8 protein-coding genes are annotated in these 12415 nt (G+C 60.4%); 5 read left to right on the forward strand and 3 right to left on the reverse strand.

The window, feature by feature from the left end:
- Positions 1–106: 106 nt before the first annotated feature.
- Positions 107–3106: a DNA polymerase I gene (gene polA, locus FHX16_RS01405; protein WP_183863498.1), complete on the reverse strand. Its 3000-nt coding sequence runs from the start codon at positions 3104–3106 to the stop codon at positions 107–109.
- 422 nt (positions 3107–3528) lie between these two features.
- Between polA and FHX16_RS01410 the strand changes: the two genes are divergently transcribed.
- The 3 genes from FHX16_RS01410 (at position 3529) to FHX16_RS01420 (ending at position 6775) form a co-directional block, all read left to right on the forward strand.
- Entirely contained in the window at positions 3529–3945 is a 417-nt protein-coding gene (locus FHX16_RS01410) for a MarR family winged helix-turn-helix transcriptional regulator (RefSeq protein WP_183753487.1), read from the forward strand.
- 240 nt (positions 3946–4185) lie between these two features.
- Positions 4186–5574: a dipeptidase gene (locus tag FHX16_RS01415; protein WP_183863500.1), complete on the forward strand. Its 1389-nt coding sequence runs from the start codon at positions 4186–4188 to the stop codon at positions 5572–5574.
- Between the two features lie 478 nt (positions 5575–6052).
- Positions 6053–6775 (forward strand): SH3 domain-containing protein, encoded by a 723-nt coding sequence (locus FHX16_RS01420; protein WP_259126375.1) that lies wholly within the window; start codon positions 6053–6055, stop codon positions 6773–6775.
- Between the two features lie 200 nt (positions 6776–6975).
- On the opposite strand, the gene FHX16_RS01425 is transcribed toward FHX16_RS01420, so the two are convergent.
- Together FHX16_RS01425 and FHX16_RS01430 are read right to left on the reverse strand one after the other, a co-directional pair.
- Positions 6976–7158 carry a hypothetical protein gene (locus FHX16_RS01425; protein WP_016552358.1) on the reverse strand — a complete coding sequence of 61 codons (183 nt, stop codon included), beginning with the start codon at positions 7156–7158 and terminating at the stop codon, positions 6976–6978.
- 173 nt (positions 7159–7331) lie between these two features.
- Positions 7332–7652 carry a GCG_CRPN prefix-to-repeats domain-containing protein gene (locus FHX16_RS01430; protein ID WP_405049254.1) on the reverse strand — a complete coding sequence of 107 codons (321 nt, stop codon included), beginning with the start codon at positions 7650–7652 and terminating at the stop codon, positions 7332–7334.
- A 234-nt stretch (positions 7653–7886) separates the two neighbouring features.
- Between FHX16_RS01430 and FHX16_RS01435 the strand changes: the two genes are divergently transcribed.
- Together FHX16_RS01435 and dnaK are read left to right on the forward strand one after the other, a co-directional pair.
- Positions 7887–10226 (forward strand): transglycosylase domain-containing protein, encoded by a 2340-nt coding sequence (locus tag FHX16_RS01435; RefSeq protein ID WP_183863502.1) that lies wholly within the window; start codon positions 7887–7889, stop codon positions 10224–10226.
- A 235-nt stretch (positions 10227–10461) separates the two neighbouring features.
- A complete protein-coding gene (dnaK, locus tag FHX16_RS01440; RefSeq protein ID WP_183863505.1) occupies positions 10462–12378 on the forward strand; it encodes a molecular chaperone DnaK in 1917 nt (638 codons plus the stop codon).
- The last annotated feature ends 37 nt before the right edge of the window (positions 12379–12415 follow it).

A 12415-nucleotide genomic window follows, 5' to 3' on the forward strand; every position in this document is an offset into this window, starting at 1 on the left:
AGTTCCTTCCGTCCGCGCCTTCATTCGCCGCGGAATTCATGCAAAACCATTTTTTATCAATGGCTTGAACGGTAGTGAAAATTTTAATGGATTTTCGACGAAGCGCTCAGTGCGCTTCGTCCCAGTTGGTGGCGGAGCGCGCGTCGACCCTGAGCGGCACACGCATTTCAAGTGCCGGCATAGTGGCGTTTTCCATCACCGAAACGATGATCGGCGTCGCCTTCTCGACGTCTGCGTCCTCGACTTCGAAGATCAGTTCGTCATGCACTTGCAGGAGCATGCGGACGCGATCGCCAAGCCCTGCTTCCGCGAGCGCCGGTTCCATCTTGATCATTGCCCGGCGAATGATATCGGCCGCCGATCCCTGGATCGGAGCATTGATTGCCGCTCGCTCGTTGAAGGCGCGAACCGACGGGTTGGAAGAGCGAATCTCCGGATAGTTGATTCGCCGCCCGAAGATCGTCTCGACGTAGCCCTTGTCACGCGCCATCTGCTTGCGGCTGTCCATGTAGTCGCGGATGCCGGGGAAGCGTTCGAAATACTTCTTGATGTAGTCGCCCGCTTCCGAGCGCTCGATCGAGAGCTGATTGGCGAGGCCGAACGCGGAAATGCCGTAGATGATGCCGAAGTTGATGGCCTTGGCGCGACGTCGCACTTCGGACGGCATGCCCTCGACGGGTACGCTGAACATCTCCGACGCGGTCATCGCATGAATGTCGACGCCATCGGCAAACGCCTGCGTCAGCTGCGGAATCTCGGCGACATGGGCGAGCACGCGCAGCTCGATCTGGCTGTAGTCGGCCGAAATCAGCTTGTGGCCCGGCGACGAAATGAATGCCGTGCGGATCTTGCGGCCTTCCGCAGTGCGTACAGGAATGTTCTGCAGGTTCGGTTCCGAGGAGGATAGGCGACCTGTTGTCGTCGACGCCAGCGAATACGACGTGTGAACCCGCTTCGTCTGGGGATGGACGTATCCCGGCAGCGCGTCCGTATAGGTCGACTTGAGCTTGGTCAGCTGGCGCCAGTCGACGATCTTGCGTGGCAGTTCGAAGCCCGCAGCGGCGAGGTCTTCGAGCACGCTTGCCGAGGTGGACCACTGGCCGGTCTTCGTCTTCGTACCGCCGGCCAGTCCCATCTTGCCGAACAGGATATCGCCCAGCTGCTTCGGCGAGCCGATGGTGAAGCGCCCGCCGGCGAGCTTGAAAATTTCCTCCTCGAGCGCGGCAGCGCCCTGCGCGAGATCGCCGGACAGGCGCGACAGGATTTGCCTGTCGACGGTAATCCCGCGCTCTTCCATATGGGCGAGAACCGGAAGCAGGGGCCGTTCGAGGCGTTCGTAAACCGTCGTCAGCCTCTCGGCGGCAAGACGCGGTTTCAGCACCAGCCAGAGCCTGAGCGTGATCTCCGCATCCTCTGCGGCATAGTGCGTCGCGCGATCGATATCGACGAGGTCGAATGTAACGTTCGACTTACCGCTACCGGCCACGTCCTTGTAGGCAATCGGCGTATGGCCAAGGAACTTCTCCGACAGCGGGTCCATTCCGTGTGCGCCGGTTCCGGCGTCGAGCACATAAGAGATCAGCATCGTATCGTCGAAGTTTTTCGTTTCGACGCCGTATCGCTTCATCAAGAGGTAGTCGTATTTCAGGTTCTGGGCGACCTTCAGGATCGCCTCGTCTTCCAAAAGCGCCTTCAGCCGGGGCAGGGCGTCGCGCATCGGGATCTGGTTCTCGGCCAATCCGCCGCCGAGCAGATCGCCGAAGCCCGTCTTGTGGCCGATCGGGATGTAGGCGGCGCGGATGCTGGTGCCGGTGGCATTCTTATCGTTGTCGGCGATCGCCATCGAGAATCCGACGAGTTCTGCCTGCATCGCATCGAGCGACGTCGTCTCGGTGTCGAAGCCAACCACTCCGGTATCGCGCGCATCGGCAATCCATTTGTCGAGCGTCGCTACATCGCGAATGGTGACATAGCGCGAGTGATCGAAGGGTAGCGAGGCAAAAGCCTCGGCGCGTGCCTTGGCAAGGTCGCCGGGCAGGAAGGTACCTTCTCGACCGTTCACGCCATTCGTCTTCGCGGGGACGGGCACCGCGTCGCCGGCAACGTCGGGAATGCCCCCGGCCACCGGCTCGGGCTCTGCGCTGTCCAGATCGGGACCCCGCGCCGATGCACCCCATTCGACCGGAACGTCAACGGCGTCGATGGCGCTGGCGTCGCAATCGCAAGCCTCGGCAACGCGCCGCGTCAGCGATGTGAACTGCATTGCCTTCAGGAAGCCGATCAGCTTTGGCCCGTTTTGCGGCTCGAGGATCAGGTCTTCCACCTTAAGTTCGAGCGGAACGTCGGTACGCAGTCGCACCAGTTCGCGTGACAGGCGGGCCTTGTCGGCATTCTCGATGATCGTCTGGCGGCGCTTCTCCTGCTTGATCTCGGTCGCGCGTTCGAGAAGCGCATCGAGATTGCCGTACTCGGCAAGCAGCTGCGCCGCCGTCTTCGGACCGATGCCTGGGATGCCGGGCACGTTGTCGACCGAGTCGCCTGTCATCGCCTGAAGATCGATCATCTTCTCGGGCGGCACGCCCCATTTCTCGATGACGTCAGGAATGCCGATCTGCTTGTCCTTCATGCTGTCATACATGTGGACCGCAGTCGTAACCAGCTGCATCAGATCCTTGTCCGAAGAGACGATCGTCACGTCAGCGCCGAGGGCCTCGGCCTGGCGGGCGTAAGTTGCGATGATGTCGTCGGCCTCGAAACCCTCCGTCTCGATGCACGGCAGATTAAAGGCCCGCGTTGCCTGCCGGATCAGCCCGAATTGCGGGATAAGCTCGTCGGGCGGAGTGGAGCGGTTTGCCTTGTAGGCATCGTAGAGATCCTTGCGGAACGTCTTTGCCGAGTAGTCGAAAATAACGGCAAGATGCGTTGGGGTCACGCCGACCGATGTGTCGCGCGCATCCGTCAGCAGCTTCCACAACATGTTGCAGAATCCTGACACAGCGCCGACCGGCAAACCATCGGATTTGCGGGTCAAAGGGGGGAGTGCGTGAAAGGCTCTAAAAATGAAACCGGAGCCGTCGACTAGGAAAAGATGATCGCCTTTTTTCATGGCGTCATGGATAGCGCGGCGACCTTGGAAGGTCCATATAAACTTGGAGACCGAAAAGATTCCGCCTCACCAAACTGTTACCAATTTGTAATAGTCAATGCTCGGCTTTCCCTTGAAAAGCCACATTCCCGATCACAAATGATTACTACCGACGTTTGATCGTGTTTGGTCGCGTCGAGGGTCTGATAGCTGGCTTGTCCCCCGCCGCATCGGACTTGGACAAAGGCCTTATCCCCTCTCCGGGCCTTTGTCCCCATTTTAGAGCCGCCATAGCCAGACCTCCAGGCTATGGCGGCTTTGTTTTTCTGCTCTATCTTCCGAAGGACAACCTGCGATGAAGCACTTGTGATGCGTCGTATGCGATTTGTTGCACTGTTTCGTCGAGTTTTTTGCGACTAACTGAGAAGATGGGAAGTAATCGTATGGACTCGGGGGCCTACCTTGCCAGCCAGCTGGCCAAGGGCTTTGCTCGTTCGCTGCAGCGGCGCGCGGCGCGGCTCGGCTTTTCGCCAGGGCAGTTCCCGGTTCTTCTCGAACTCTGGGCCGAGGACGGGCTGACGCAGAAGCAGCTACTGGCCCGCGTCGACATCGAGCAGGCGACCATGGCGAACACGCTTGCACGCATGGCGCGCGACGGGTTGATCGACCGTCGTCCGCATCCATCCGACAAGCGGGCCCAGCTGATCTTTCTCACCGACAAGGCAAAGGGCATGGAAGATGATGCGATCGAGGCGGCGCGAGAAGCCGACCTTGCGCTATTTCAGGGCTTCAAGAGTTTCGAACGGGAGCTGACCCTCGAATATATCCGCCGGCTTCTCGACAACGCCAAGAAGCTTTGAGCAGGCGCATTTCGCTGCCGTTATCGGTGTCGCGTTGTAAAGGCGGTCAAACTCGTCTCCGTGTACGGAAAGAAAATTTTCGTATGCAGCCAGCCTTACGCTCGGTTCGATATCAGGCTTACCGAAAGGCTGATCCCTTGCCCCAGTCCTCGCTGTAGCGTTCCGTTGCTCTGCTTTTTTCGCCTCGAAAGCAGTCGACCTTTGGTCTATCGTCCCGCGAAATTTCGAAAGGAGTCGAAAATGACCGATGCAATACCGGTGCTTTCGCGCGCGGACCAGAACCTGCCATCAAGCCTCGACAAGCTGTTTGAGCTATTGAGGATCAAGTCCATCTCGACCGATCCCGCCTTCAAGGCGGAGTGCCGCAAGGCGGCGGAATGGCTCGTGTCCTATCTGAAGACGCTGGGTTTCGAGGCTTCCGTACGCGACACGCCCGGTCACCCCATGGTTGTCGCTCATCACGCAGCGGCAAGCGCCGACGCGCCGCATGTGCTGTTCTACGGCCACTATGACGTCCAGCCCGTCGATCCCATCGAACTTTGGGAGAACGATCCCTTCGAGCCGGCGATCAAGGACATCGGCAACGGCCGAAAGGTCCTCACCGGTCGCGGCACCTCCGACGACAAGGGCCAGTTGATGACCTTCGTCGAGGCCTGCCGCGCGTATAAGGAAGTCAACGGTGCGTTGCCCTGCCGCATTACCATCCTCTTCGAAGGCGAAGAAGAATCGGGTTCACCGTCGCTGAAACCGTTCCTCGAGGCCAACGCCGCCGAACTGAAGGCGGACTACGCCCTGGTTTGCGACACCGGCATGTGGGACCGTGATACCCCGGCGATTGCCGCAGCGCTTCGCGGGCTTGTCGGCGAGGAGGTTGTCGTAACTGCGGCTGATCGCGACCTGCATTCCGGCTTGTTCGGCGGTGCGGCTGCCAACCCGATCCATATTCTGACGGCCATTCTCGCTGGACTGCACGATGAAACCGGCCGTATCACCCTCGAAGGTTTCTATAACGGTGTCGAGGAAACCCCGGCCAACATCAAGGCATCCTGGGAAACCCTCGGCAAGACGGCGGAGACCTTCCTCGGGGAGGTTGGCCTGTCGATTCCTTCGGGTGAAAAGGGCAGGTCCGTCCTTGAACTGACCTGGGCGCGGCCGACCGCCGAGGTCAACGGCATCTGGGGTGGCTATACGGGCGAGGGCTTCAAGACGGTGATCGCAGCCAAGGCCTCGGCCAAGGTTTCGTTCCGTCTCGTAGGGAGCCAGGATCCAAGCGCCATTCGCGAAAGCTTCCGCGCCTATGTCCGGTCGAAGATCCCGGCGGATTGCTCTGTCGAATTCCACCCGCACGGCGGTTCGCCGGCCATCCATCTTTCCTATGATTCGCCGGTTCTGACAAAGGCGAAGAACGCGCTTTCCGACGAGTGGCCGAAGCCTGCCGTCGTCATCGGCATGGGCGGATCGATCCCGATCGTCGGTGACTTCCAGAAGATGCTCGGCATGGAGTCGTTGCTCGTCGGCTTCGGCCTCAGCGACGATCGCATTCACTCGCCCAACGAGAAGTACGAACTGGTGTCCTATCACAAGGGCATCCGCTCCTGGATCCGCATCCTGGAAGCGCTGGCCAAGTGACGGTCGGAAGGTGCGCCTGCTTCGCGGGCGCCTGAAAAACAAAAAGGCCGGAACAAACCGGCCTTTCGTCATTCGCTTCACTTCGATGCCAGTACATCCGTGGTCAAGGAGGAAGCGAATGTTGCAGCCAGACTGATCGGGAAAGGTTAACGAATGGTTAACCAGCGAGCCACGATCACAATGGCGGAAGCGGCAACGTTGCTGGCGCGCCCAGCTTTCCACCGGCTGCAATCTGTTGAGCCTTATGTCGGTATGCCCGTCCCGCGTTTCAAGCGAGCCTCGCATATTTTTGCGTTTCGAGGCTTTCGGCTGTTCAACTCAGGTTCATCTGAGCGAACTACAAACCATTGAAAGAAAAAGGTGATTGGCTGAATCGACGCGGGGCGACGAATGGCGAACGCGTGTCCGATGCACCAGGCGACCTCTTCGAAACGCGCAGGCGGCGTGATCCGCGTGCGTCGGCAAAGGAGTTTAAAACGTGAAGTCCATACTGACGACGGCCGCTGCCGTGGCGGCCCTTTTACTTGCGCCTGCGGTCGCGGAAGCCGCAGGAGGATTTGTCACAGCCAACGTCAACATGCGCGCCGGGCCGAGCACGCAATACCCTGCCGTCACCGTCATTCCGGCGGGCGAATCGGTGGAGATTCATGGTTGCCTTGCGGATGTTCCATGGTGCGATGTGGAGTTTTACGGCGGTCGCGGGTGGGTAGCTGGTCGCTACGTGCAGGCGCTGTATCAAAGCCGGCGCGTCTATGTGGGGCCGGAATACTACCGTCCACTCGGAATTCCGACCGTGGTCTTCAGCGTCGGAAATTACTGGGACCGCTACTATCGCAATCGCGACTTTTATCGGGACCGGGATCGTTGGCGCCGGAATTCGGTCTATGATCGTCCGCCCGCTGCCGTCCGGCCGGCGCGACCGCCGGAATTTGACGGACGCCCGCGCCCCGACCGCCCGCGGCCCGATTTCGATCGTGGTCCCAATCGCCGGCCCGATGGAAACCGCGGCCCGGATCGCCGCCGGGATTTCGGCGGCCGCCCGGACGCTCAGGATTTCCAGGGGCGACCCAGTGACAACCGTCACGATTTCCAGCGACCGCCGCAGCGGACCGACGACGCGAATCAGCGTCGCGGTGGTGATGGTCGTCGTGGACCCCCACGCTGCCAGCCGGGTGATCCGAGTTGCGGATCTCAGCAGTAAACGGATAAGGCGGCCGCAGGCCGCCTTTTTGCATACGAGATGAAATGTCTGGAGCAGACAGAGGACGGCCCGGCGCTCTGGGAGAGACACCGGGCCGGATCGCGATCGGCTCGTTTGAGGGGAGACGGCCGACCTTTAGCGAAACGTGTAGGGCGTGTTTCGCTTCGGGCATAATCCACGGGGTCGCTAATGGTTCCCGCTTACCAGAGAGAAACTGAACTTTGCCGTGAGGCGAGCAGTTCGCGCATCTCGGCAAACGGACCGTGCAGCATCTTCAGACGGCTCTCTTCCATTTTGGTCAGCCGGTGGTGGCGTGCAAACTCGTGCACGCTCCAGACTTCGCGCAGCCTGAATTCTTCGGTGTTGTTAAAGTCGATGCTCATGAAATGCCTACATATTGCGCGGTCTGCGCTAATCTTAGGCGCAATTCAACGTGCTATATGTCAGATTTGTGACAGTCGCAACGAATGGCAGCTATGCCGAAAAAGCGTGGCTTGGTAAGCCAAAGAAAACAAAGCCCGGTCGAAGCCGGGCCCTGCGATTTTCCTGAATTCGACTATCGCCAATCGCGTCCGCGCACCCACGGCGGCGGGCGATCCCATCCGTAGGATCGCTCGTAGCGCCAACCATAGCGCGGCGGGCCGCCCCAGCCATAAGGGCGGCGGTCATTGCGCCAGCCGTATCGCGGCGGCGGCCGGTTCCAGTTCGGCCGGCAATTGCCCCATCGGGTCAGGTGATAGCCGCGCCCGCAGGCATAGTCGACGAGCACTGTATTCTTGGCCGCAATGCCGTTCACTGGCGCAATCGGCATCGCTTCAGCCATGGAAACGCCAAATCCAAACATGGCGATCGCGGCTGCAATCATTCTCATACGCATCTCTGCACCTCTGTTATGCAAGTCCCTTGCCTGCCGATTAGAGAGCCGGTTCGGTGAACGGGGGCTGAACCAAATTTGACATTATTGGGGCAGGCATGGGCCGTTCTAACCACTTCTTAACCACCCCTTAAATCGCCGCATTTAAAGTTCAACCGGGTGGAGAACCGTTTGGCAAAGCACGGTTTCTGCGGCATCGCCGCGCGAGAAGCGAAGATGGGGTGTACCGGGTACTAGATGGCGGGCAGAGGCAAATCACGCGACAGGATCGAACCTTCTTTCAGCGGTCGCGACGACCGTGATGATGATGACGATTTCTCGCTCGATGCCGATGACCGTGTGGTGCGCGGACGCTCGACGCGGAAAGCGCCGCCGAAGTCGTCCCGTTCGCGGCAGCCGGAGCGACGCAAACGAGACCGCCGTGATCGCGATGGCGGTGGGCTCTTCGCTTTCATCCGTCGCCTTGTCTACTGGTGCATCGTTTTCGGGATTTGGGCCGGGATCGGCGTCGCCGGCCTCGTCGTTTACTACGGCTCGCGTATGCCGAGCGCGAGCACCTGGGCCATTCCGGAGCGTCCGCCGAACGTCAAGATCACCGCTGTCGACGGCAGCGTCCTTGCCAATCGCGGCACGACCGGCGGCGAAGCGCTGGCACTCGAAGATATGTCGCCGTACATCCCCGAAGCGATCGTCGCCATCGAAGACCGCCGTTTCTATTCGCATTTCGGCGTCGATCCGCTTGGCCTTGCACGCGCCTTGGTCACCAACCTGACGACCGGGCATATGGTTCAGGGCGGCTCGACGCTGACGCAGCAGCTTGCAAAGAACCTCTTCCTGTCGCCGGACCGGACGCTCGAGCGCAAGGTCCAGGAAGTTCTGCTCGCGCTATGGCTGGAGCAGAAATATACCAAGGAGCAGATCCTTGCGATGTATCTCAACCGGGTGTTTTTCGGTTCGAACGCCTATGGCGTCGAGGCTGCGTCGCGGCGCTACTTCAACAAGTCCGCGCGTGATGTGAACCTTGGTGAAGCCGCCCTTCTTGCCGGCCTCGTCAAGGCGCCGTCGCGCCTGTCGCCGGCACGCGATCCCGAGGCCGCCAATGCCCGCGCGCAGGTCGTGCTGCAGACGATGCGCGAGCAGGGCTATATCACCGATGACGAAGTGAAGACCGCCATGTCGCAGACGCCGGCCAAGGCAAAGCGCTATTGGTCGGGCGCCGGTCACTACGTCGCCGATATGGTCATCGACCAACTCCCCGGTCTGATCGGTGACGTCAAGGAAGACATCGTCGTCGATACGACGATCGACAAGACGCTGGAAAAGCGCGCGGAGCAGTCGCTGAATGACGTTCTCGGCAAGGACGGCGCCAAGCTCGATGCCTCACAGGCGGCCCTGGTTTCGCTCGACGGCACCGGCGCAATCCGCGCGCTGGTGGGCGGCAGGGACTATGCCGACAGCCAGTTCAACCGCGCCGTCACTGCCAAACGCCAGCCGGGATCGTCCTTCAAGCCGTTCGTCTACGCCGCGGCGCTGGAAAAGGGCCTGACGCCGTTTTCCGTATTCAACGACGCGCCGATCCGCATCGGCGACTGGACGCCCGAGAATTACGAGAAGAAGTATAATGGCGAGGTGACGCTCGCGACGGCGCTTGCAAAGTCGCTGAACACCGTTGCCGCCCAGCTTGTCATGTATGACGGGCCGGACCAGGTCATCAAGCTGGCACACCGTCTCGGCATCGAATCGGAACTGCAGCCGAATGCCTCGATCGCGCTTGGCACATCCGAAGTGTCGCTGACTGAGCTCACCGGCGCTTATGCCGCCTTCATGAATGGTGGTTACAAGGCGACGCCGCACGTGATCCGCAGGGTGACGACGGCCGACGGCAGCAAGGTGCTCTATGAGAACACCTACGACAATCCGCCCCGCGTCCTGTCGGAAGCGATAGCCGCAAACATGAATACGATGATGATGGGCGTCATCAACCAGGGAACGGGCAAGAGCGCCAAGCTTTCCGGCTGGCAGGCCGCCGGCAAGACCGGCACCACCCAGAACTCGCGCGACGCGCTCTTTGTTGGCTTCACCAGCAACCTCACGACGGGCGTCTGGTTCGGCAACGACGACGGCAAGCCAATGAAGAAGGTCACGGGCGGCGGCTTGCCCGCCAAGGCCTGGCAGGAGTTCATGGTCGCCGCGCACAAGGGACTGTCGCCGGCGCCGCTGTTCGGCAACGGTCAGTTCATGGCGGATCCGGCAGCCAATCCCGGCTTTGGCGATCAGCCGATGGCATCCGCCGAGCCTGGCATGGCGCCGCCGCTTGAAGAACCGACGACGATCGGCAGCATTCTTTCCGGCGTGTTTGGTGAGAGCGCCGAGCGTTATCCGCAGGCGCCGGGTCGGCCACGACGCCAGCCGATGACGGCTGATAACGGCGGCCCCGTGCCTCCCGCGGACATCGCCCAGGACGGAGATTATGGCTACGGCGACGCGCTGCCGCCGGGTGACATTGGCGAGCCTGAACCGGCGCCGGCACACCGGCCGAGACGGACGACTTTGCTCGACTTGATCATGGGGCAATAACCAAAGCATTCGGTCAGGAAAATGCCATTTTCCTGTGTGTGTCGAAATTAATCGCCGGGCGCTTGTTTTGCTGGTTTTCTGGCCATTTCTCGCCTTGCAGTCCCGAAAACCGCTCCTTATATACGCGGCATCACCGCAATCACGATTGCGTTAATCTTAAAGACCCATCCCGTAAGGGGCTGTCAGGGAAATGCCTTCTCGGGGTTCCGACAGCTTGCTTCAAGGAGAGAATGACATGGCAAAAGTAATTGGTATCGACCTCGGAACGACAAATTCCTGCGTCGCTGTCATGGACGGCAAGGACGCGAAGGTCATTGAGAACGCCGAAGGTGCGCGCACGACCCCTTCGATCGTAGCATTTTCCGAAGATGGCGAACGCCTGGTCGGTCAGCCGGCCAAGCGCCAGGCAGTTACCAACCCCACGGATACGCTTTTCGCAGTGAAGCGCCTCATCGGCCGCCGCTACGACGATCCGACGGTTGAAAAGGACAAGGCTCTCGTTCCTTTCGAGATCACCAAGGGTGACAACGGCGACGCTTGGGTCAAGGCCCGCGGCACCGGCTATTCGCCTGCCCAGATCTCCGCGATGATCCTTCAGAAGATGAAGGAAACCGCTGAATCCTATCTCGGTGAAAAGGTCGAAAAGGCCGTCATCACCGTTCCCGCATACTTCAACGACGCCCAGCGCCAGGCAACCAAGGATGCCGGCAAGATCGCTGGCCTCGAAGTTCTGCGCATCATCAACGAGCCGACGGCGGCAGCCCTTGCCTATGGTCTCGACAAGAAGGACGGCAAGACCATCGCCGTCTACGACTTGGGTGGCGGTACCTTCGATATCTCGATCCTCGAAATCGGCGACGGCGTCTTCGAAGTGAAGTCCACCAACGGCGATACCTTCCTCGGCGGTGAAGACTTCGACATGCGTCTCGTCGAATACCTCGTTGCCGAGTTCAAGAAGGACAACGGCATCGACCTCAAGGGCGACAAGCTGGCTCTGCAGCGCCTCAAGGAAGCTGCCGAAAAGGCGAAGATCGAACTGTCGTCCTCGCAGCAGACCGAAATCAACCTGCCGTTCATCACCGCTGATGCAACCGGCCCGAAGCACCTGACGCTGAAGCTGACCCGCGCCAAGCTCGAAAGCCTGGTTGAGGATCTGATCCAGCGCACGATCGCACCGTGCAAGGCTGCTCTTAAGGATGCAGGCGTAACGCCAGCCGAGATCGACGAAGTCGTTCTGGTCGGTGGCATGAGCCGCATGCCGAAGGTGCAGGAAGTCGTCAAGCAGCTGTTCGGCAAAGAGCCGCACAAGGGCGTCAACCCGGATGAAGTCGTCGCTCTCGGCGCGGCCATCCAGGCCGGCGTTCTCCAGGGCGACGTCAAGGACGTTCTGCTTCTCGACGTAACCCCGCTGTCTCTCGGCATCGAGACCCTCGGTGGCGTCTTCACCCGTCTGATCGAGCGTAATACCACGATCCCGACCAAGAAGAGCCAGACCTTCTCGACCGCCGACGACAACCAGCAGGCCGTCACCATCCGCGTTTCGCAGGGCGAGCGCGAAATGGCTGCCGACAACAAGCTGCTCGGCCAGTTCGACCTCGTTGGCCTGCCGCCGGCACCGCGTGGCGTTCCGCAGATCGAAGTCACCTTTGATATCGATGCCAATGGCATCGTGCAGGTTTCGGCGAAGGACAAGGGCACCGGCAAGGAACAGCAGATCCGCATCCAGGCATCTGGTGGTCTCTCCGACGCCGACATCGAGAAGATGGTCAAGGACGCTGAAGCCAATGCCGAAGCCGACAAGAAGCGTCGCGAAGGCGTAGAAGCCAAGAACCAGGCCGAAAGCCTGATCCACTCCAGCGAGAAGTCGCTGAAGGATTACGGTGACAAGGTGACCGAGGCCGATCGCACCGCGATCTCCGATGCGATTGCTGCTCTGAAGTCTGCCGTCGAGGCAAGCGAGCCGGATGCTGAAGAGATCAAGGCAAAGACCCAGACCCTCATGGAAGTCTCCATGAAGCTCGGTCAGGCGATCTATGAAGCGCAGCAGGCTGAAGGTGGTGCGGCAGACGCATCGGCAGAAGCTGGCGATGATAATGTCGTCGATGCCGACTACGAAGAAGTCAAGGACGACGACCGTAAGAAGTCCGCGTAAGCTGGACCAGAACGGTCACGTTTGAAACTGACATTCC

The organism is Rhizobium sp. BK661 (assembly GCF_024808825.1).
GTDB lineage: Bacteria > Pseudomonadota > Alphaproteobacteria > Rhizobiales > Rhizobiaceae > Rhizobium.